Here is a 19,977-nt window from a genome sequence, read left to right on the forward strand (position 1 = left end):
TCTGTGCTGCTCATCGTTCCGTGCGGGGCTCGGCGTCGATCTTGCGCAGGGCGTCGCGCTGGTAGGCGGCGCGGGCCGCGGGGTCGCCGCCGAGCCCGATGCTGTCGGTGCCGATCCGGTCGTCGAGCCAGTCCTGCACCTGACTGGGCAGCAGGCGGGAGATCCGCAGCACGGGGCCCAGCACGCGCGGCACGGTCACCGCGAACGGCCCGGAGCGGATGGACCGCAGCACCGCGCGGCTGACCTGCTCGGCGGTGACGGCGGGCACGAGCTTGGGAGGCGTGATGCCGGCGGCCAGCGGAGTGCGCGCGAGGTTCGGCAGCACCACCCGCACGGTCACCCCCGTGCCCCGGAGCTCGCGGCGCAGGGCATCGCTGAAGCCGATCACCGCGGCCTTGGCCCCCGAGTAGACGGCGAGGCCGGCGAGGGGCTTGAGCCCGGTGGCGCTGCCGATGTTCACGATGGTGCCCGAGTGGCGCGCGAGGAAGCGGGGGAGGATGGCGGCGGTGGTCTCCACCAGGGCTGCGTAGTCGACGTCGATGATCGTGCGCGCGAGCTCGACGCTCTGCCCCGCGAAGGCCCCCGTGGGCATGATGCCCGCGTTGTTGACCCAGACGTCGATGGGCCCGAGGGTCGTCTCGATCTCGTCGATGGTCTGCCGCACGAGCTGCCGATCGGTGATGTCGAGGCGCACCCCGGTGACTCCCGAGCCGAGCTCGGCGGCCGCCTCGAGGGTGGCCTTCTCGTCGAGGTCGCCGATCACCACGCGGTAGCCCGCGGTGCGGAGGTCGGCGGCGATGCGGCGGCCGATGCCGCGGGCACCGCCCGTGACGACGGCCAAGGGTCGTTCTGACATCAGCTGCTCTTCTCGGGTAGGGGAGCGGATCGGGGGAGCGGCGGTACCGGGGTGGATGACGCCGGCACAGATGCTGGCACAGATACCGGCACAGGCGCCGCCGGGCCGCGCTGCACACGCATCCCGAACACGATGGCGGCGTCGTGCAGCTCCACACTGAGGGCGGGCCGCACGCCTCGCAGCCACGCGAGCGGGCCGTCGTCGGCGAAGCGCCAGGCGGCGCGGAGCCCCGACACGCGGCCGATCACGAGGTTGCGCGACAGGGTGGTGCGCCCCTCGAGCCGCTGCAGGATGGGCAGTGCGAGCTGGTGCAGCCCCGGCAGCAGCGCACGGCCCCGGCGGGCGGCCAGCCCGGCGACGGTGCGACCGTCGACCAGCATGCGCACCTGGGTGCGGCGCCCCGCTGTCGTGCGCGCGAACCGGGCGAGGTGCTTCGGGATGCCCCAGAGCTCCCGACCGCCTCGCTTCGACGCCTCGCTGTCGACCCAGATCTGCGGGATCGTGACGCGCAGCCCGCCGCGCCCGAAGCTGGGCAGGGCGACGAGCAGTTCGTCGTACTCGAGGGCCCCGCCGGGCACGTACTCCACGGCAGCGACCCCCACCACGACCCGGCCGGCGATCCGCAGCGGCCGACGGCCGTCGGGGAGGTCGAACCCCACCGGCAGCGCCGAGGCGGGCACGAGGAACACGGAGACGAGCAGCGAGCCGCCCAGGTACCACGGCTCGGGCGGATAAGTCGGTTCCGGCACGTCAGCCCCTCCCTGTCGCCCGCTCTGCACCGCCAGCCTAAAGGATGGAGAAGACCGGCAACATGAGAATGGACCCGGCCATCCCGCTCGGCCGAGTCCCTTCTCTCACTGCGATCTCTCGCTACTCCAGGAGCTTGCCGCTCACCGACACCTCGTACATCAGCGCCTCGATCTCGGCGGGGATGGCGGGGATCTCCTCGCGGGTCACACCGTTCGGCGACCAGACCAGGTTGACCTGCATCGACTCGTCGAGCTCGGGGTAGTCGCTGCGGTTGTGGCACCCGCGGGTCTCCCGGCGCTCGAGGGCCGCCTCCAGGGTGGCTCGGGCGGCGAGGGCCGCCGACTTGAGGTCGAAGGCGTGCGCCAGATCCTGGTACCCCGCGATGTCGGGGTGCACACCGATGTCGGCGATCCGCGCCTCGATGGCGTCGAGCTCGGCGAGACCGGTCTTGAGGCCCTCCTCGTCGCGCACCACCCCGGCGTGCTGCGTCATGGTGTTGCGGATGGCACGCTGCAGCGCGCGCACGTTCTCGGTGCCGTCGGCCGCGAGCAGGCCCGCGATCTCGGTGCGCGCCACCTCGACCGCCGCAGCCGACCGGGTCTGGGCCGTGAGCGATGCCGAGTAGTCGGCCGCCGCCTGGCCCACGATCCGCCCGAACACGAGCAGCTCGATGAGCGAGTTGCCGCCGAGGCGGTTGGCGCCGTGCAGACCGGAGGAGGCCTCGCCGATGGCGTAGAGGCCGGGAACGTCGGTGCCGTGGTCCTCGGGACGCACCCACACGCCGCCCATCGAGTAGTGCGCGGTCGGCGCGATCTCGATCGGCTCCTTCGTGATGTCGAGCATCTGCAGCTCGAGCATCGTCTGGTAGACGCGGGGCAGGCGGGTCATGATCGTCTCGCGAGGCAGGTGCGAGACGTCCAGCCACACGCCGCCGTTGGGCGTGCCGCGCCCCTCCTTGATCTCGGTGTAGGCCGCGAGGGCCACACGGTCGCGGGTCGAGAGCTCCATGCGCTCGGGGTCGTAGCGGGCCATGAAGCGCTCGCCGAGGCCGTTGCGCAGGATGCCGCCCTCACCGCGGGCCGCCTCGGAGATGAGGGTGCCCGCCGCGTTCTCGGGCTCGATGATGCCGGAGGGGTGGAACTGCACGAGCTCGGGGTCGCGCAGGCGGCCACCGGCCTCGACGGCCAGGCGGAACGAGTCGCCCGTGTTCTCGTCGCGTCGGCTCGAGGTGCGGCGCCAGATGCGGTTGTGCCCGCCCGCGGCGAGGATGACGGCGTCGGCGTGGATGAGGTAGCGGGTGCCGTCTTCGACGTCGAAGCCGTAGGCGCCGAACACCGCACCGTCGTCGTTCACGAGGATGCGTGTGACGTAGACGGTGTCGAGGATGGGCACGTTCAGCTGGGCTGCCCGGTTCACGAGGGTGCGCTGGATCTCGAGACCCGTGTAGTCGCCGGCGAAGGCCGTGCGGCGGTAGGTGTGGGCGCCGAAGAAGCGCTGCGAGATGCGACCGTCGTCCTCGCGCGCGAACGGCATGCCGTAGCGCTCGAGGTCCTGGATGCCGCGGGCCGCTCCCTCGGTCACGATCTGCACGGTGTGCGGGTTCGCGAGCAGGTAGCTTTCCTTGAGGGTGTCGGCGGCGTGCTGCTGCCAGCTGTCGTCCGGATCCATGGTGGAGAGGGCGGCGTTGATGCCGCCGGCGGCGAGGGAGGTGTGGGCGTCGGACTTGGCGCGCTTGCCGAGGGCGAGCACGTCGACCCCGGCTTCGGCGAGCTCGATGGCGGCGCGGAGACCCGATCCGCCCGTGCCGATGACGAGGACGGTGGTGGAGATCTGACGTTCGGATGCGCTCATGACTTCACGCTAGGCGCGTGTGCTCGATTACTCCAATGCATATATAACGTGGCGAAGATGCACTTAGGCTATGGAAATGAACCTGGACCAGCTCAAGGGATTCGTGGAGATCGCGCGGCTCGGCACGTTCACGGAAGCGGCCTCGCAGCTGCACCTCGCCCAGCCCTCGCTGAGCCGGCAGATCGCGGCGCTCGAGCAGGATCTGGGGGCCGAACTGTTCCACCGCTCGCGCGGCGGCAGCACGCTCACCACCGCGGGGGAGTCGCTGCTGCCGCTCGCCAGGCGCATGCTCGCCGACGCCGGGTCGGTGCGACGCGAGCTCGATGAACTCGCGGGCCTCCGCCGCGGTCGGGTGCGGCTGGGGGCCACGCCCACGCTGTGCATCAGCCTCGTGGCCGAGGTGCTGAGCGCGTTCCACGCCGCGCATCCGGCCATCGAGCTGCACCTCTCGGAGCACGGGTCGAGACGACTGCTCGATGAGCTCGCGGGCGGGGAGCTCGATCTCGCGCTCATCACCACCTCGGACGCGTCGTCGGCCGAGCGCTTCACGGTGGCGCCGCTGCTCGTGGAGGAGCTCGTGGTGATCTCGGCGGCGGCCGCCGACCCGGTGACCTCAGGGCCATCGATCGCGCTCGCCGACGTGGCCGCGCTGCCGCAGATCGTGTTCAGTGCGAGCTACGACCTGCGCGGGGCGACGGATGCGGCGTTCGCGGGGCAGGGGCTCGTGCCCTCCGTGGTGCTCGAGGGTGCCGAGATGGATGCGGTGCTGCGGTTCGTGGAGCGCGGGCTCGGAGTGGCGATCGTGCCGGCGATGGTGCTCATCGATCGCCCAGGGCTGCGTTCGGTGCGGCTCGAGGGGCCGACCCTGACACGCACCATCAGCCTCGCGCGGCCGGCGGACGTGACGCCGACGGCCGCGGTGGGCGTGATGCAGCGCACCATCGCGTCGACGGCGGCGGCCTTCGCGGCACGCGCGGGCGCCACCATGCGGCCCGCGGGCTGAAGCGGGACCGCCTTGGGACGCAAAAGGGGGCCGCCCTGATGGACGGCCCCCTTGCTGATGCGATGGGTCAGAACGCGCAGGCGGTGAGCGACTGCACGGCGGGGCTCAGCGAGGCGGTGCCGCCCAGCAGGGTCACGCGGTTCGGGTCGAGCGTGCTGAGATCCTGCAGCACGCCGGTCGGCACGCACTCGGTGGGCACCACGTAGAGCGGCGCATCCTTCGAGGCGGCCAGCACGGCGCCCGCGAGGGCATCCGGGAACGTGTACCCCGTGGCGATGAACACGTCGTCGGCCGCGGTGAACGCATCGCGGTTGATGGCGATCGACGCCTGGAAGCGGTCGGCTCCGGAGAGTCGGGTGACAGGCGCCACGCTCTTCAGCGACGTCTCGATGCCGGTGGAGACCGAGGCCGGTCCGCCTGCGATGGTGACCTCCTCCACACCGAGGTCGGTGAGGATTGCGGTCGTCTCGGTGTCGACGGTCGAGGCGGTGCCGGGCACCAGCACCACCGGGAAGCCGGCGGATCCGGCCGCCGCACTCGCGGAGAGGGCGTCGGGGAACGTGGCGCCGGTGGCCACGTAGGCGTTCGTGGCCGACTCGAAGGCGTACTCGGTCACGGATCGCGAGACCGCGTACCGGTCGGCTCCGTCGATGCGCACGGCTCCGTCGGTGGCGAGGGCCTCGAGCTGGGTGAGCACCGCGGGCTCGATGGACTTCGGGCCGCCGACGACCACGATGTTCTTGGGGTTCAGACGCTCGAGCTCGGCCTCGACGACGGGCAGCAGCCGGTCGGCGGTGGTGAGCAGCAGGGGTGCGTCGTCGCTCGCGGCGGCCGGTGCGGCGCTCAGGGCGTCGGCGAAGGCGGTGCCGTTGGCGAGGTAGACCACGTCGGAGGTGGTGGGGTGCGACTTCTGCGCGATCTCCACCGCCACGTCGTAGCGGTCGGCGCCCTCGATGCGGGTGGGCACGGCGGTGCCGAACGAGATCGGCGTGTAGGTCTCGAAGGGCGCGTAGACCGCGCCGCCACCTGGGTAGGTGTAGATGCCGTAGTTGCCGTCGGCGAGTGCACCGGCGTAGTCCTTCTGCACGGTGATCTCGACCTCGAACGACCCGTCGGCGTTGATCGCCACACCGCCGGCGGCGGCACCGCCCACGGTCTGCACGTCGGCGGCATCAACGACCCACTTGAGGCTCTCGGCCGTGCGGATCGTCGGCCGCGCTGAGCCGGGTGCTTCGGCGGAGGGCTTCCAGTTCTCGGCGAAGCTGCCGAAGGCAACGTACGCACCGGCGAACTTGCCAGCGAGCGGGGGGCGGCTGCCGTTGGTCGCCGGGGCGTTGGCGGAGAAGCCGGTGCCCTTCACGGTGACCACGTCGGTGTCGGGGTTGAGCCCCTCGGTCTTCGAGACCGTGACGGCCGGCACGACCACGGGGGCCTGCACCGTGTAGGTGGAGCTCAGCGGCAGGGCGACTTTCGCCGCGTCGGCCGATCCGCCGCTGGAGTACCAGTAGGAGGACTGGCCGGTGAGGCCCTGGAAGTCGACGAAGCTCTGCGGGAACGAGCCGAAGTAGGCGGAGTCGGTGACCTGCGGCGATCCGCCGGCGGGCGCGGTGACCGAGACGCCGAGGTAGTCGGGGTCGATGGTGAAGCCGGTCTCGGTGACGTCCACACCGGAGAGATCGGCGAGCACCACCTCGGTGTCGGGAAGCGTGACGAACTTGGACGGGTCGTCCATGTCGGATCCGTAGCCGCTCAGGGTCGCGGTGACCGTGCCGCTGCCGTCGGCGACGTCGAGCACGGGGTCGCTCACGTAGAACTGGGTCATGCCGCTGTAGAAGGCCACGGTGAAGTCGCCGTCCCAGCTGATCTCGGCGGTGTCGGTCTCCGTGTCCACCGTGCCCGTGCCGGCGGCGATGGTGACCCGGTTCTCGCTGTAGCGCTTTGCGGTGGGGCTCAGGATGGGGACTCCCGCGGAGTCCGTGGTGAGACCGGCCCAGGTGGAGGTGGCGTAGCTGCCGTCGGCCTGCTTCTTCTGCAGCACGACGTTGCCGTCGGTGGCCTTCCAGTCGCTCTCCACGATCGTGTCGGCTGCGCTGGTCTTGGGGATCTTGCCCGCACCCAGCAGGTTGAAGGTGCCGGGGGCGAAGGCGCGGTTGCCGGTCTCGTTCGAGACGCCCCACTGGAAGACGGCGTCGGAGACGGTGCCTGCGGTGACGGCCGCGGCGGCGGTGGCGGTGGGTGCGGTCGCGTCGGCGGTTGTCGTGGATGTCGCCGCCGTGGCCGGGAGGGCTGTGAGGGCCGAGAGGGCGACGGCGGCGGTGATGCCGGTCGCGAGGGCGGCGGCTGCGCGCCCTCGGGTGTGTGATCTGTGCACGGAGGCTCCGGGAGTGAGGCGCAGCCCGGGACGACCGGGACACGGCGGATTATCAGGAATAAGGTAAGCCTAGCCTTAATTAGGTTAGGCACACCTAATTAACTTCCTGCTCCACCGGGCCGACCGAGCACCACCAACCCGCCGCCGACGCCGGTCACGAGCACCACGAGCCCGAGCGATGCCAGCAGGAGCAGCACGAGCAGCTGCTCGGTGGGGCTGAGGGCGCCGAGCACTCCGGCGGGTTCGACGATCACCACCGAGTGCGCGGCCGCACCCGCATCCTGAGCCGAGGCGGCGCCTGCGGGCACCGCGGTCGCCGTCAGCGGCGCGAGCGGCGTGCGCACGGGTGGCAGCAGAGCCACGGGTGTGCGCGGGGCCGCCTTCTCCACCGACGGAGCCGCGGCGGTCGGGGTCACGAAGGTCGAGGAGTCGTAGCCCACCACCGCTGGGGTCGCCGGCTTGGCGCCATCCGCGATGCCACCGCTCGAGTACCAGTACGCGGCCTGCCCGGTCTCCCGCTGGAAGTCCACGAAGCTCTGCGGGAACGATCCCCAGTCCGCTCCCGTGGTGGCCTGCGGCACCTGGCCGGCCGGCAGCTGCACCTGCACGCCCCGGTAGTCGGGCTGCACCGTGAAGCCGTCGGCGCCCACCTGCACCCCCGAGAACGTCGCGAGCGTCACCTCGCGTTCGGGCAGAGGCTGCCACTTCGTGAGGTCGTCCATGTCGGTGCCGAAGCCGCCGGTGGTGGCGGTGAGGGTGCCCACGCCGTTCTGCACCGTGAGCACCGGATCCGAGAGGTACCAGAAGGTCATGCCGCCGTAGTAGGCCACGGTCACGTCGCCCTGCCAGCGCAGGGTGGCACTGCCGGTGGCGCGATCGACCTCGCCCGTGCCGCCCGACATCACGAACTGGTTGCCGCCGTAGGGCGAGCTCGTGCCAGAGGTGAGCGGGCGGCCGTCGCGGTCGAGGCACCTCGTGGCGAACTGGGCCTGCACGTAGCGGCCGGAGGCATCCGGTTTCTCGATGGTGACGGTGCCCGACTTCGAGGAGTACTGGGCGGCGGTGAAGACCGTCGAACCTCCCGGGTCGGGGGTGCGGCCGGCGGAGAGGTAGTTGCAGCCGCCGAAGTAGGAGCCGTTGTTCGACTCGTCGTTGAGGCCCCAGCGCAGCACGGCGTCGTCGAGGGTGAGCACGGGGGCGGTGCTCGGGGTGATCGTGACGGTCACGGCGGTGGCCTGGCCGCCCGGGGGTGCGGGTTCGCCGTCGAGCTCGGCGTCGGTGACGAAGAGCACGCGGTGGGTGCCGGGGGCGAGGCCCGTGGTGGGGAGCGTGACGGCGATGGAGGCGGCGGCGGTGGTGGCGGATGCGGTGGAGACGGATGCCGCGAAGGTCGCGTCGCCGTACCACCAGGCCTCGCCGGACTGGGCTGTGCGCCAGGGGACCGTCACCACGATGTCGGAGCCCTGCTCGGCCGTGTACCCGGTGTTGGTGGCGCTGCCGTTGCCGGTGCCGGTGCCGCCGCTGCCGGGCGTCGCGTCGATGACGGTGCCCGCCTTCACGGCGGCCTCCAGTGCGGCGCGGTCGGCGTAGGCAGGCGGGCGGCTGCCGGGGGCGGACCCCGCCGGGAGGGTGACAGAGGCGCTGAAGTCGGAGAGCTCGCCCGTGCCGACGGCGTTCACAGCGGCCACGCGCACGGAGTACACGCCCCCGGGGTTCAGTCCGGCGAAGCGGGCGCTCGGCGCGTCACCCGCCGTGCCGACCGACACCACGGTGCTCTGGACGAGCCCTGTGCCGGCGCGGTGCAGTTCGATCCGGTAGCCGGTGATGGCACGACCGCCGGTGAAGCGGCCTGTCGTGGGCGCGCCGGTCCACGTGATGCTCGGGGCGGATTCGGCCACCGGGGTGGCCGGCACGGCGGGCCAGTCGGTGAGGGGTGCACGCGATCCGAGGGTCTGGGCGGGGTAGTCGCTCGCCCAGCCCGGAACGGCGCTCACGGCGGAGGAGGGGCGGTAGCGCTTCGTGCCGTCGACGAGGTCGTAGGCCACGACGGCGGCGAGGTAGCGGCTCGACCCCTCGAGGCCGTGCACGGTGGCGCGTGTGGCGGACCCCACATCGAGAGTGGTGGCGATGAACGAGTTGGCGGTGGAGGCGGCCTGGTCGTGGCGGCGCTCGAGCACGCGCAGCACGTACCCCGCGGGGGTGGGCGCGTCGTCGGTGGAGGCGGGGGCCCACTCGGCGGTGAAGCCGTCGGCGGTGGGGTTCGAGAGGGCCGGCACTCCGGCGCGGGCCGTGCCGAGGGTGCCGACGCTCGACGAGGGGATGCTGAGCGGCTCACTGACCAGCGGGTCGGGGAGTGCGCGCGCGCCATCGAGCACGGTGACCCTCGCGGTGACCGCGGAGGCGCCGAACGACACACCCTCCACGCGGTGACGGGTGGTGCCGGCGGGCACCTCGACCCGGGCCACGAGGTTGCTCAGGTTGCTCACCGACCGCCCGGAGAACAGCTCCACCCGGTACCCGACCACGGCGATGGCATCGGCGGCGGACGCCCCGGAGGCGGCAGCGCCGACGGTCGTGGCCGGGGGTGTGAGCGAGGTCTGGGAGGCGAGTGGTGCCCAGGTGATGTCGACGGCGTAGTCGATGCGGGCGGGGTCGGTCTGCAGCAGCACCTCGCCGGGCGCGGCCGAAGTGGTGGCCACCCATGTCGACGCGGGCAGCGGAACCGGATCGCCGGCGGGCACGGGCGCGGGGGTCGGCGTCGGGGTGGGAGTCGGTGTCGGCGCAGGGGTGGGCGTCGGCGTGGCCGTCGGAGTTGGAGTAACCGTCGCGGTCGGCGTCGGAGCGGGAACGTCGGTCGGAGGGGGCACCGGCGTCGGGGCAGAAGTGGCCTCGGGCGCGGGGCTGTCCGTGGGAGCGGGGGTCGGATCCGAGGTGGGTGCCGCAACGGGCGCCGGCGTCTCACCGGCACCCGGACCGGGGACGGCCGTGGGGGTCGACTCGGGCCCCTGACCGTCGCCTGCCGTCAGGGCGCCGGCAGCATCAGGCGAGGGCGCGGTGGCGCTCGCCGAAAGAGGAGCCAGGGGCGCGAGCGCCACGGACGCGGCCAGCGCAACCGCCACCAGCAGCCCCCGCCGGCGCGCGGCGCGGAGCATCCGGGGGCGGGGATGGTCACGCATCGGAACCTCCGCTGCCTGCCGCCGGTGCGGTGGCCGCGGGCGCGGGTGCTGGTGCCGCGGCCGGGGTTGCCGCGCGCTTGCGGGAGGAGAGCACCGCCCACACGAGGAAGCCGATCGCGGCGACCGCGAGCACCCCCACGCCCACCACCGCGCCGAGGAGGATCGGCACGAGGTCGCCGCTGTCCTCGACCGCCGAAGGCGCCGCGATGATCGTGGTCGTCACCGGCGCAGGCACGGCTTCGTCGGCCGCGAGCTCCTCCCCGGCGGGTGGCGTCGTGGCGGCGGGCGCTGCGGCCGCTGCTGCTGCGGCGGCGGCAGCGGCCTCGGCGGCGACCGCATCGTTCGAGTACAGATCCTTGAACGCGATGGGTGTGAAGCTCTCGTTGCTCGGGTTCACCACGCCATGGGCGCCGATCGTGATGATGCCGCACTGCACCGCGAGGCAGTCCACCGTGCTCACCCCGCCATCCCGGTCGTACGACTCGAAGCTCGACCCCGGGATGCGCATGGTCGCCGACCACGAGCCATCCGCCGACACCTCGCCGCCGTTCGCCGCGTACTCGGTGGAGCTTCCGGGGAAGCTCACGAACAGCTGGTACCCCACCGGGTTCGCCTCGTCGTCGTAGACGTAGCGGTAGCTCGATCCGGTCGCTCCACCCTGGCTCGGTGCCCACGAACCGCCCTCGACCCAGCCGAAGAACACGTAGATGCCGCCGAAGCCGTTCGGCACCGACTGGAACCCGGTGCCCGTGACGGTCACCTCGGTGAGGTACGCCGGATCGGCCACACCCACGAGGTCGGGCCGATCCTTGACCGTCACCTGCACGGATCCCGCCGCGTGCGCCGGAGCCGCCGGCCCCCCGAGCGCCGGGGTCAGCACCGAGGTGAGCACGGCGGCCGCGAGAGCCGTGGCCGCGGCCCACCGCCGCCATCCGCGGGCCTGCCGGGTGGGGGTGGTCGTGGTGGCGTTCATGTCGTCTCCTGAAGAGGCTCGGCGGTGGAAAGAGAAGCGGTGCCGGAAGCGGCGGGCTCATGGCGCAGCGGCAGGATGAGGGCCGTGCCGGTCACGGGGTGCCGCATCACCTCGACCGGCAGCTCGTAGACCTCACTCAGCAGCGGGGCGGTGAGCACCGCATCCGGAGCGCCGTCTGCGACCACCTGACCCGCGGCGATGAGCACGATGCGGTCGGCGTAGGCGGCCGCGAGGCTCAGGTCGTGCAGCACCACCACCACGCAGTCGCCCGCCCGCGCGCGGTCGCGGGCGATGCGCAGCACGTCCTCCTGGTGGCGCAGGTCGAGAGCGGCGGTCGGTTCGTCGAGCAGCAGGATGCCGGTCTCCTGAGCCAGGATGCGCGCGAGCGAGGCCCGCGCCCGCTCCCCGCCCGAGAGCGAGGGCAGGGGGCGTTCGCGGAAGCGCTCCATGCCGGTGAGCGCGATCGACTCCTCCACCACACGCTCGTCGTCGGCATCGCGAGGGGTGCCCTGCCAGGGGGCCCGCCCCATCTCCACGACCTCGCGCACCGTGAAGGGGAAGAACACACCGTTCTGCTGCAGCAGCACCGCGCGCCGACGACCGAGCTCCTTGAGGCTCCACCGGCCGAGGGCCCGACCATCGATCTCGACCGTGCCCTCCGTGACCGACTGGTCGCCCGTCATCACCGAGAGCAGCGTCGACTTGCCTGCACCGTTCGGGCCGATGAGGGCCACGACCTCGCCGGCCGAGGCCTCGAACGAGACGTCGTGCAGGATGCGGGTGCCGTCGATCACGACACCGGCGCCGGAGACGCGCAGGGCAGGTGCGCTCATCCCCAGCCCCCCGCCCGCTTGCGGGTGCGCCTCAGCAGCCAGAAGAAGAACGGCCCGCCGATGAGGGAGGTGAGCATGCCGATCGGCAGGTCCGCCATGGGCACGGCCGTGCGGGCCACGAGGTCGGCGGCCACGAGCAGCACGGCTCCGCCGAGGGTGGAGGCGATGAGCAGCGGCAGGTGCCTGGGCCCGATGATCATGCGCATGAGGTGCGGGATCACGAGCCCCACGAACGCGATGATGCCGCAGAACGCCACGGCCGCCGCCACGAGCAGGGCCACCACCACGATCGAGACGATGCGCAGCAGCTCGACGTTCACGCCGAGGTGGCGGGCGGGCTTCTCGCCGAGCGACAGCAAGTCGTAGCGGCGTGAAAGCGTGAAGGCCACGATGAGCCCCACGATCACGACCGGGAGCACCACGAACACGTCGGGCCAGCGCGATCCGTTGAGGCTGCCGAGCTGCCAGAACACGATGGCCTCGCGGGACTGCGTGTCGGCGAGGAACATGAACAGGGCGAGCCCGGCCCCCGCGAAGGCGTTGACGGCGATGCCCGTGAGCACGAGGGTGACGACCTCGGTCTTGCCGTTGGCGCGCGAGACGGCGTAGACGAGCAGGGTGGCGAGCAGTCCGGCCACGAAGGCGCTCGCCGCGATGGACCAGTCGCCGAGGAAGGTGAAGCCGAACACGATGCTCGCCGAGGCGCCGAGGGCGGCCCCCGAGCTCACGCCCACCACACCGGGTTCGGCGAGTGGATTGCCGAAGATGGCCTGCATCACCATGCCGGAGGCGGCCAGAGCGGCACCTACGAGAACGGCCATCGCCACGCGGGGGAAGCGGATGCTCCACAGCGCGCTGTCGCCGTTCGGGTGCTCGGGGAGGGGGAACCAGGTGATGCCGATCCTGTGCAGGATCGAGCCGAGCACCTCATCCGGAGCCACGGAGAGCTGGCCGGTGCCGGCGGCCACGAGGGAGATGGCCACGAGCCCGACGCCGAGGGCGGTGAACAGGAGGGCGCGTCGGCCAGGGCCCGCCCGCTTGGGCAGCGGATCGGCGCCTGCGTCCAACCCGGCGTCCAACCCGGCGCCCTTCCGGGCGGGCTGCGGGGAGGGCTGTGCCGCGGCGGGCTCGGTGCCCTGCGGTGTCGTGGAGGTCACTGGGCGCCCGACTCATCCGGTGCGTAGATCGCGCGAGCCAGTGCGTCGAGCACGGCGGCGGTGCGGGGGCCGAAGCTCAGGATCTCGTAGTCGCTCATGTCGACGATGCGGCGGTTCTCCCCGGCCGGTGTCTCGGCCACGGCCGGGATGCGTTCGAGCAGTCCGTCGACGCTGTCGACCGATTCGAGGCCCTTCGTCATCATGAGGATGAGGTCGGGTTGCGCCTTCACGATTGCCTCGGCGGTCATCGGGCGCATGCCGGTCCAGCCGATCTCGCCCGCCACGTCGATGCCGCCGAGTGCTTCGATGAGGGTGTCGGCCCCGGATTCGTCGCCGAAGATGTAGTACACCCCGGCGTTGCCGCGCACGTAGAGGAACAGGATGCGCGGCCGGTCGGCCGGATCCTCGGGGGTGACGGCAGCGATGGTGGCGATCTCGGCGTCGATCTCCGCGTCGACGCGCTCGGTGAGGGTGGCGCCTGCATCGGGCACGCCGAGGCCCGAGGCCACCATGGTCGCGATCTCGCCGAAGTTCTCGAGGTTGCGGTCGGGGGTCACGACGATCACGGGGATGCCGGCCTCGCGCATCTGCAGCACCACGTCCCACGGGCCGATGGAGGAGTCGGTGATGATGACGCTCGGTGCGAGTTCGAGCATCGCCTCGCCGTTGAGTTCGTGGCCGTTCTGGGTGACGAGCGGGAGGTCTTCGGCGCCGGCGAAGCTCGTGGAGGTGTCGCGGCCCACGATGCTGTCGCCGAGTCCGAGGCCGAACACGGTGGCGGCGAGGGTGCCGTAGATGTCGAGGGCGAGGATGCGGCTCGTGTCGGTGACCGTGACCTCGGTGCCCTGGTTGTCGATCACGGTGGCGGGGAGCGCGGGGGTGGCGTCGATGCCGTCGTCGGTGACCGGGGTGATGCCGGTGTCTTCGAGGCATGCGGTCGACTCGCCGACGTGGTTCTTGGGGTCGCTCGCCAGGTCGAGGCTCGCGAGCGGCACGTCGCTCTGGAGGCAGCTGGTGCCGCCGGCTCCTGCGGTCGACTCTGCCGGTGTCGAGCACGCCCCGAGCGAGAGCATCACGGCGGCGACCACGGTCAGCGCGAGGCCGGCGCGCAGGCGGCGAAGTGGACGAAGCGGCATCGAGTTCCGAACTGGTGGAGGGGAGGCCCTGAAGACATCACGAGCGCCCCGAGCCTAGTTAGGTAAGGCTAACCTAGTCAACCGGCATGCCGATCGCGATCAGGTAGGGGCAGTGCGGTAGGTGGCTCCGAGTGGGGAACACCATTCGAGTTCTCGTGATCCCGGCGGTGAACCTGGTGGTCGATCGACCTTCCAACCGCCGTTGTGCTTGAGGTGGTGGTGACTCGAGCAGAGGTGGGCCAGGTTGGAGGCGGTGGAGCGGCCCCCGTGGGCCCAATCTTCGGTGTGGTCGAGTTCGCAACGCGCCGCCCGCCGGCCGCAACCAGGGAACCGGCAGTGCTCATCCGCCACGATGAGGGCTTCTCGGAGGGCGGCGGGGATGCGGTACCGGCCGGCCACCTCGATGGTGTCGCCCGTGCCCGGATGCGTCAGCACCTTGAGGAAGGTGGGCGCCTTCGCGGCGAGGCGCTTGGCGAGCTCGGGGTCGATGGGGCCGTACCCGTGCAGCTGTGCACGCCTGCCGCGCGCCTCCCCACCATCGCCGTCGTCACCTTCGCACCCGGCGAGAATGGCCGCCGGCACCGTGACGATCACCGTGGGCGTGAAGCCAACCGCGCCACCGGTTCGGCCGAGGATCGTGTCAGCGAGGATGTCGGAACGCAACTGCGCCTGAGTGCGCGGCTCGGTGTCGGAGCGGGCCGCGCGAGCGGCCTGGTCGAGCACATCGTGAATCGCGAGCGCATCGACCGCGGGCAAGTGGTGGTGGAGGGTGGCCATGCCGTCGCGCTCGGCATCGAGCCACACGGCTCGGTCTTCGTGAGCCTTCTTGGCGCGCTGGGTGATCGAGTCGGGGTGGTGGGTCTCGCGGAGTCGGCGAGCCGCATCATCGAAGCGGGCCGCGTTGCACTCCTTCGCCCGCGGCAGGATCGCCTTCTCGAACGATTCGCGTGACTCGATCGGCAGAGAGGTCGCGTGGGTGACCATCGACCGGGCGTGAGCGTAGGAGATCCTGCCCGTCGACAGCTCCTTGAAGGTATCGGGGAGGTCGCTGACGAGCGTCTCGGCATCGGCGATCAGGCGCACGATCGTGCCCTCGGAACGGCGTGCCGCAGTAGCGATCTCGGTCTTCACCGACCGCCGCGCCCAGTCACGAGCATCCGGAGTCAACCCACCCGCAAGAATCCCCGCCTTCTCCTCCGACGCCTCCAAAGCCCGCGCCAGCAACCGCGCCTGTCGAGCCTGAATCGCCGCGATCATCCGATCCGCCCGCCTGAATCCCTCCACCGCGAAGCGGATCCGCTCATCACAACGCTCGACGGCGTCGCCCGCCTGAGTGACTGTCTCGGAGAAGATCGGCTTCATGAGATTTATTCAATCACCAGCCACCGACACTGAGACGCATCCATCCGATCCGAGGGCAAGCGCGCAGCGCGCGGCAGCCCAGTCGGCCCCCGAACCATCAGGGCAGGAGGCGACTAGGGCTGCCGCGCGCTACGCGCTTGCCCGAGGATGGCGTGGCTGAGTTCAGGCGGTCGGCTAGCCGGCTGGCGTGGTCGTTGCAGGCGTCGGCGTGGCCGTCGGGGCAGGCGTGGTGGTGCCGTCGGTGGTGCCCTCGGTCGTGCCCTCTTCTGCCGTGCCGTCCTCGGTGGCGGTCTCCGAGGTGGCCGTGAAGACCTCGGTGATGAAGGTGTTGAGCGCCTCCGTGTCGTCGAGCGCTCCGGTGTAGGCGGTGCCCGAGGCCACGAGCAGCGGCACGGTAGTGAGCTCGGTCACATCCGAGTTCGGGATCGACGCCTGGGCGCGCGCCGTCGCATCCGTGACCCAGTCGGAGAACTCGTTGCCGCGGATGCAGTTCGCGATCCCCTCGTCGTCGAGCCCCGCATCCGTCACGAGGGTCACGAGCTCGTCGTTGCTGAGCCCGTCGTCGTCGAGATCGGGCTGGGCGGCCACGAGGGCGTTGTGCACCGCGAGCGCCGCATCCGGAACCCCGTTCGCCACACAGGCGATGGTGTTCGCCGCCCGCGCCGAGTACGTGTCGGCACCCTCGAGCGCCACGGGGTGCAGCTCGAGACTCGCGTACCCGGCCGTCACGTAGCCCTGAAGGGCAGCGCCGTTAGTGGTCTCGAAGGTCGCCACGTCGTCGCTCGCGTAGTCGACGTACTCGGTGAGCCGCAGCACGGTCGAGGTGTCGAGCTCCGAGGCCACGGGCTTCTCGCCCGGCTGAAGAGCGGCGGTGGTGGTCGCGGCCACGGCCTCACCGCTGCCGGTGAAGAGGATGCCGTCGCTCAGCATGTTCGCCGGGCCCACGAAGCTCGCGCGCACCCCCGAGTAGATGGCGAAACCGGCACCGGCGAGCACACCCACGACCACCACGACGGCACCCGTGCGGAACAGGATGCGGTTGCGCTTGCGACGCTTGCGCTCCTCCTCGCGCTGGATTCGGGCGAGCTCGCGGTTGAGGGCCTGGCGGTCCTTCTTCGAGAGGCCTTCGTACATGCTCTTGTCGGGCTGCGCGGGGCTCATGCCGTGATACTCCTCGTGGTGGTGCACGGCGACTGCCGGGCGATGCGACCTCGACCCTATCGAGCGAAGCTATGAGCGCGCCATCGCCGTGCCGCATCACACCACAGGCAGCGCCTCGAGCTCGGCCCGCAGCCGGATGAGCTCCTGCGCGTGCTCGGCGAGCCGCCTGTCCTCCTCGGAGTCGAGCTCGAGCGGCGCCACCCGACGGGCCCGCCCCTCCTCCGGATCCACGAAGATGCTCATGCACTGCGTCGTCAACTCGAGCGCAGAAGGAGTGCGCGGCGAGCCCGATCGCACGTGGATGGCGACGTGCATGCTGCGGTCACCGGTGTGGATGAGTCGCGCATCCACCTCCACGATGTGCCCGATCCGGATCGGCCGGTAGAAGTGGATGCCGCCCGAATAGACGGCCACCGCGTTCTCCGAGCTGTGGCTCGCCGCGCACGCGAACGCGGTCTCGTCGATCCAGCGCAGCACGGTGCCTCCGTGCGCGTTGCCGCCGTAGTTGGCGTCGGCGGGCGCGGCGAGGAAGCGGAAGACGGTGCGCGGCGTGGTGCCCTCATCCGAGTACACCTGCTGCTGCATGGCATCGCGGATGACGCGGCGGGGCGCAAGGCGCTCCTCGGCGCGCTCGTGCAGCATGCGGTCGGCGGAGGTCTCAGGCACCCACTGGGGCACACCGTGCGGGGCACCCTCCGCATCGACCGCCACGAACACGAGCAGGCAGTGCGTGGCCGCGGTGAACTGGCGACTCCGCACATCCGCTGCCGCGACCGTCACGAGCACCTGCATGCTCGTGCGCCCGGTCTGGATGATGCGCGCGGTCGCCTCGATCATGTCGCCCGAGGCGATGGCACGCGTGAAGTGCACGTTTCCCACGTAGGCGGTGACGCAGTACGACGCGCTCCAGCCGACGGCGCACGCGTACCCGGCCTTGTCGATCCACTCGAGCACACGGCCTGCGGCCACGGTGGTGCCGCCCGCCGCGGTGTCCTGAGGGGCGGCGAGGAAGCGGAGGGTGATGCGGTCGTTCGTGGGCACCCTCCAAGGATGGCGTGGGCGCGGGGATCCTCGCTGCTCGCGGCCCTGCAAGAACGTCGGTTCTTTCCCGCTGGACAACTCCTGAGTGCATTGTTGTACGCCGTCCATCAATCGTAGGATGGCGGCATGACTGACTTCGTGGTGGAGGGCGTGGGGCGCCGACTGGTGCCCTATGAGGATGGACTCGCGCTGCAGAGACGACTGCACGAGCGCGTGGTGGCGGGCACGGCCCCCGACACGATGGTGCTGCTCGAGCACGAGGCCGTCTTCACGGCGGGCAAGCGCACCGAGCCGTCGGAGCGCCCGGCGGCCACGGATCCGACGCCCGTGATCGACGTGGATCGCGGCGGCAAGATCACCTGGCACGGCCCCGGCCAGCTCGTCGGCTACCCGATCGTGAAGCTCCCCGATCCCATAGACGTCGTGGCATATGTGCGCTCGCTCGAGGCGATGCTGCTCGACGTGGTGCGCTCGTTCGGCGTGGTCGCACATCGGGTGGAGGGGCGGTCGGGCATCTGGACTACGGTCACGGATGCCGGCGGATCGCACGTCGTCTCGAAGCTCGGTGCCATCGGCGTGCGGGTGGCCGGCGGGGTCACCTCGCACGGCTTCGCGCTCAACTGCAGCAACGACCTCGAGCCGTATTCGCGGATCGTGGCGTGCGGCATCCGGGATGCGGGCGTCACCACCATGAGCGCCGTGCTGGGCTACCCGGTCGAGCCCGTTGATGTGACGCGGGCGGTGATCGCCCGGTTCGAGTCGCCTCGAGACCGGCTGGAGCATCTCGAGCGGGTGGGGCACGACGCGATCGAGCGCACGCCGCTGCTGGGGGCCGGGCTGTGAGCGGCGGGTGCGCATCCGGCGCCGCCACTGGCACCACTGCCACCTCCGCCGGGCACATTCCCGAGGGCCGCAAGCTGCTCCGTCTCGAGGTGCGCAACGCCTCGACGCCCATCGAGAAGAAGCCCGAGTGGATCAAGACGAAGGCCCGCTTCGGCCCTGAGTACCGTGCGCTGCAGACCCTCGTGAAGGACAAGGATCTGCACACCGTCTGCCAGGAGGCCGCCTGCCCCAACATCTTCGAGTGCTGGGAGGACAAGGAGGCCACGTTCCTCATCGGCGGTTCGCAGTGCACCCGACGGTGCGACTTCTGCCAGATCGACACCGGCAAGCCCGCCGACTACGACCGCGACGAGCCGCGCCGCGTCGCCGAATCGGTCACCACCATGGGACTCCGCTACGCGACCGTCACCGGTGTCGCGCGCGACGATCTGCCGGATGAGGGAGCGTGGCTGCACGCCGAGACGGTGCGCGCCATCCACGCCGCCAACCCCGGCACGGGCGTCGAGATCCTGGCCACCGACTTCTCCGGCGATCCCTCCCTGCTCGCCGAGGTGTTCTCGTCGCGGCCCGAGGTGTTCGCGCACAACGTGGAGACGGTGCCGCGCATCTTCAAGCGCATCCGCCCGGCGTTCCGCTACGAGCGCTCGCTCGGCGTCATCACGCAGGCTCGGGATGCGGGGCTCATCACCAAGTCGAACCTCATCCTGGGCATGGGCGAGACGCGCGAGGAGGTGTCGTCGGCGCTCGTGGATCTGCACTCGGCCGGTTGCGACATCATCACGGTCACGCAGTACCTGCGGCCCACGCCCCGGCACCTGCCGGTGGCGTCGTGGGTGCGGCCGGAGGAGTTCGTGGACATCCGGGAAGAGGCCGAGTCGATCGGGTTCCTCGGGGTGCTCGCCGGGCCGCTCGTGCGCTCGTCGTATCGGGCGGGGCGGCTGTGGGCGCAGTCGATGGCGCGCAAGGGGCTCGAGGTGCCTGCTGCGCTGGCGCACCTCGCCGCCGCGGCGGCTGCTGAGCCGGCCGCGCCCGGGTCGCCGGCGTTCGCTCAGGCGGTGTGAGGCCGGGCGCATCAGTCGGCACCCACCCTGTGGAAGGCGGCGCCGAGGCAACCGGTCGCTCGCCAGTCGCCCTCCACGCGGCCGTTCTCATCCCGGGCGCCGAGGAGTGCTGTGCTGGCCTCGGGCCTGGCTTGGGCCGGTAGCTCGTCCAGCCACTGCTCCGGATGGCGGGGTCCTGCATGCCAGACCCACTCGGGGGTGAGGCCGTAGCCGTGGAAGTCGGCGGCCCACATGCAGTCACGGGTATACGACTCCACGGCCCACGCCATCCTTGCGTGGTGGCGGCGTGCGTCCGACCACGAGCGGGGGATGTCGAACCCGATCCGATCGACGAAGTCGCGGTCTTCGAACGGAGGGCGGTCCAGCTTCTGGGGCCCTTCGGTGGTCGGAGTCGTCGCCGGGA

Annotated in this window: 17 protein-coding genes; 4 read left to right on the top strand and 13 right to left on the bottom strand. The window is 71.3% G+C overall.

What is annotated here, in order from left to right; all coding sequences use genetic code 11:
* Positions 1-10 precede the first annotated feature (10 nt).
* The 3 genes from ACEXQC_RS09995 to ACEXQC_RS10005 all read right to left on the bottom strand — a co-directional run bounded on the left by ACEXQC_RS09995 (position 11) and on the right by ACEXQC_RS10005 (position 3,457).
* Complete coding sequence (locus ACEXQC_RS09995) at positions 11-856, bottom strand: SDR family NAD(P)-dependent oxidoreductase (RefSeq protein ID WP_374821157.1); 846 nt, start codon at positions 854-856, stop codon at positions 11-13.
* On the bottom strand, positions 856-1,605 hold the full coding sequence (locus ACEXQC_RS10000) for an acetoacetate decarboxylase family protein (RefSeq protein ID WP_374821159.1): 750 nt from the start codon (positions 1,603-1,605) through the stop codon (positions 856-858). The genes ACEXQC_RS09995 and ACEXQC_RS10000 overlap by 1 nt, the downstream gene beginning before the upstream one ends.
* A gap of 121 nt (positions 1,606-1,726) precedes the next feature.
* Positions 1,727-3,457 (bottom strand): FAD-dependent oxidoreductase, encoded by a 1,731-nt coding sequence (locus tag ACEXQC_RS10005; protein ID WP_374821162.1) that lies wholly within the window; start codon positions 3,455-3,457, stop codon positions 1,727-1,729.
* A gap of 76 nt (positions 3,458-3,533) precedes the next feature.
* On the opposite strand from ACEXQC_RS10005, the gene ACEXQC_RS10010 reads away from it, so the two are divergent.
* Positions 3,534-4,460 (top strand): LysR family transcriptional regulator, encoded by a 927-nt coding sequence (locus ACEXQC_RS10010; protein WP_374821165.1) that lies wholly within the window; start codon positions 3,534-3,536, stop codon positions 4,458-4,460.
* 67 nt (positions 4,461-4,527) lie between these two features.
* Here the strand turns inward: ACEXQC_RS10010 and ACEXQC_RS10015 are convergent, their stop codons facing one another.
* Positions 4,528-6,831 carry a cell wall-binding repeat-containing protein gene (locus ACEXQC_RS10015; RefSeq protein ID WP_374821168.1) on the bottom strand — a complete coding sequence of 768 codons (2,304 nt, stop codon included), beginning with the start codon at positions 6,829-6,831 and terminating at the stop codon, positions 4,528-4,530.
* Positions 6,832-6,929: 98 nt separating this feature from the next.
* Positions 6,930-9,530, bottom strand: a complete 2,601-nt coding sequence (locus ACEXQC_RS10020; protein ID WP_374821171.1) for a fibronectin type III domain-containing protein — start codon at positions 9,528-9,530, stop codon at positions 6,930-6,932.
* Between ACEXQC_RS10020 and ACEXQC_RS10025 the strand changes: the two genes are divergently transcribed.
* The gene (locus ACEXQC_RS10025) at positions 9,523-9,840 is read left to right on the top strand and encodes a hypothetical protein (protein WP_374821174.1); all 318 of its coding nucleotides are present in this window, start codon (positions 9,523-9,525) and stop codon (positions 9,838-9,840) included. The genes ACEXQC_RS10020 and ACEXQC_RS10025 overlap by 8 nt on opposite strands.
* Positions 9,841-9,999: 159 nt before the next feature.
* Here the strand turns inward: ACEXQC_RS10025 and ACEXQC_RS10030 are convergent, their stop codons facing one another.
* From ACEXQC_RS10030 to ACEXQC_RS10060, 7 genes are all read right to left on the bottom strand, one after another.
* Entirely contained in the window at positions 10,000-10,980 is a 981-nt protein-coding gene (locus ACEXQC_RS10030; protein ID WP_374821177.1) for a hypothetical protein, read from the bottom strand.
* Positions 10,977-11,813 carry a heme ABC transporter ATP-binding protein gene (locus ACEXQC_RS10035; RefSeq protein ID WP_374821180.1) on the bottom strand — a complete coding sequence of 279 codons (837 nt, stop codon included), beginning with the start codon at positions 11,811-11,813 and terminating at the stop codon, positions 10,977-10,979. Before ACEXQC_RS10035 ends, ACEXQC_RS10030 begins: the two co-directional genes overlap by 4 nt.
* On the bottom strand, positions 11,810-12,880 hold the full coding sequence (locus ACEXQC_RS10040) for a FecCD family ABC transporter permease (protein WP_374822051.1): 1,071 nt from the start codon (positions 12,878-12,880) through the stop codon (positions 11,810-11,812). The genes ACEXQC_RS10035 and ACEXQC_RS10040 overlap by 4 nt, the downstream gene beginning before the upstream one ends.
* Before the next feature lie 86 nt (positions 12,881-12,966).
* Complete coding sequence (locus ACEXQC_RS10045) at positions 12,967-14,106, bottom strand: heme/hemin ABC transporter substrate-binding protein (protein ID WP_374821183.1); 1,140 nt, start codon at positions 14,104-14,106, stop codon at positions 12,967-12,969.
* Positions 14,107-14,205: 99 nt separating this feature from the next.
* Complete coding sequence (locus tag ACEXQC_RS10050; protein WP_374821186.1) at positions 14,206-15,468, bottom strand: HNH endonuclease; 1,263 nt, start codon at positions 15,466-15,468, stop codon at positions 14,206-14,208.
* A 174-nt stretch (positions 15,469-15,642) separates the two neighbouring features.
* Complete coding sequence (locus ACEXQC_RS10055; protein ID WP_374821189.1) at positions 15,643-16,629, bottom strand: DsbA family protein; 987 nt, start codon at positions 16,627-16,629, stop codon at positions 15,643-15,645.
* A 96-nt stretch (positions 16,630-16,725) separates the two neighbouring features.
* Positions 16,726-17,670 (bottom strand): acyl-CoA thioesterase, encoded by a 945-nt coding sequence (locus ACEXQC_RS10060; protein ID WP_374821191.1) that lies wholly within the window; start codon positions 17,668-17,670, stop codon positions 16,726-16,728.
* A 126-nt stretch (positions 17,671-17,796) separates the two neighbouring features.
* On the opposite strand from ACEXQC_RS10060, the gene lipB reads away from it, so the two are divergent.
* On the top strand, positions 17,797-18,513 hold the full coding sequence (lipB, locus tag ACEXQC_RS10065; RefSeq protein ID WP_374821194.1) for a lipoyl(octanoyl) transferase LipB: 717 nt from the start codon (positions 17,797-17,799) through the stop codon (positions 18,511-18,513).
* 56 nt (positions 18,514-18,569) lie between these two features.
* Positions 18,570-19,574: a lipoyl synthase gene (gene lipA, locus ACEXQC_RS10070; protein WP_374822055.1), complete on the top strand. Its 1,005-nt coding sequence runs from the start codon at positions 18,570-18,572 to the stop codon at positions 19,572-19,574.
* 11 nt (positions 19,575-19,585) lie between these two features.
* Here lipA and ACEXQC_RS10075 read toward each other — a convergent pair whose 3' ends face one another.
* Positions 19,586-19,831 (bottom strand): hypothetical protein, encoded by a 246-nt coding sequence (locus ACEXQC_RS10075; protein ID WP_374821197.1) that lies wholly within the window; start codon positions 19,829-19,831, stop codon positions 19,586-19,588.
* Positions 19,832-19,977 lie beyond the last annotated feature (146 nt).

This window comes from Herbiconiux liukaitaii (assembly GCF_041927495.1).
Classification (GTDB): domain Bacteria; phylum Actinomycetota; class Actinomycetes; order Actinomycetales; family Microbacteriaceae; genus Herbiconiux; species Herbiconiux liukaitaii.